The following is a 1501-nucleotide window of genomic DNA, read 5'->3' on the forward strand; positions in this document are numbered from 1 at the left end:
TTTCGTGCCAGGGCGTGCGGTCGACGGGCTGGGGGGCGGGCCGGGTTCCGACCGTGACGCCGCGCCAGACCCCGAGCGCCAGGGCGAGCATCCCGGAGAGGTGCACGGGGAAGGAGGCCCGGGCGGCCGCACCGGCCGCCGGACCGAAACCGCCGAACAGGCCCCCGGCCAGTGAGGCGATCAGCGACAGCCGGGCGGCCTCGCTACTGGTCCGGTGCGCCTCCACGGCCGCCGACAGCACCTGGCAGGCCTGGCCCCGGTCACGGCAGGCGATGTCGGCTCCCCAGGTGACGGCGCCGCCGCGGCCGCGAAGGGCGATCCCCACGTCCGCCGCGGCGAGGGCGGCCCGATCACGGGCGGTCACCACGGCGACGACCTTGCCTTCCTGCTGCAGCCGCCGGATCGCGGCGGACAGCGCTCTGCCGCCGGGCAGCGTGCCGTCGACCGCCAGCCTGCCGCGCGGTCCAGCACCGCCCAGCAGCACCGAGCCCGCCGCGCGGGCGGACTCGATCAGGGCTTCGGCCAGCGGATCGACCTCGGGACAGGCGCGCACGAGCCCGACCGCCTCCCCACCCCGCGACAGGAGCAGTACCACCGCGTCGGAACCCGCCAGTTCCTTCGCGCGGCGCCGGACTGCCGCGGGCGCGTTGCCCGGGACGGGGGCGAGCACCCAGCCGTCCCGTTCCCGTCTCGCGGTGGGATGCCGGGTGTCGAGCAGATCATGAGCGTGCTGCGTCAGCTCCGCACCGCTCAAACCGTCCACAAGGGACGTTACGGTTTCGGCCACATGCCTGCCGGAGAACAGGATTCCTGCGTCAAGGACGACGGTGTCCACCCGGTCGAGGCGACGGAGGGCGTCGGTCTCCAACACCAGGCAGCCGGAGCGGGACAGTTCGGTGTCCAGACGGCTGGCGAAGGCCTCACGGCCGAGTTTCGCGGCACGCGGCACTCCGGCGACGAGCATCGCGGTGGCACGCTCGGTGTTGCGGCTGGCGAAGAGCATCGCGGCGGAGCCGGCGAAGGCGACCCCGGCGGAGGTGTCCGACAGCTTCTCGACGGGGCCGGAGGGCAAGGGCACCGGCCGCGGCGGGTAGTGCATCGCCTCGGCTTCATGGGCACCGGGAAGCCGGGAGGCCCGGTGTTCCCACTGGCGCCAGGCCTGCTGGCGGGCCAGCACCTCGCGGTGCAGCAGCAGGCGGTAGCCCGCCTCGGCGAGCAGGCTGACCGGATTGCGGGCCAGTGCCTGGCCGGTCGCGCTGCCGAGCGCGAACACGGTGTCGGCGGCGGTCCTGCCCAGTGCCGTCTCGACCACGGCACGAAGGTGGGGTGCGGAGTCCACAAGGGACAGCACGGTGGGGATGGCGGCGGGCAGCCTCGGCGCCGGCAGCAGGCGTGAGGCCACCGAGTACCCGGTGCCCAGCAGGCTCAGCCCGAGCGCGGTGGCCTCACGGATGCCGGGTCCGCGGTTGGCCGGATGCCGCGCGCTCGCCGGGGACTGCCC

Annotated in this window: 1 pseudogene; it reads right to left on the reverse strand. The window is 74.8% G+C overall.

The features are described from left to right. A pseudogene (locus FNH05_RS38685) lies at positions 1-1501 on the reverse strand (cation-transporting ATPase); the annotation flags it as partial.

The sequence above is a fragment of the Amycolatopsis rhizosphaerae genome, assembly GCF_007713715.1.
GTDB lineage: Bacteria > Actinomycetota > Actinomycetes > Mycobacteriales > Pseudonocardiaceae > Amycolatopsis_E > Amycolatopsis_E rhizosphaerae.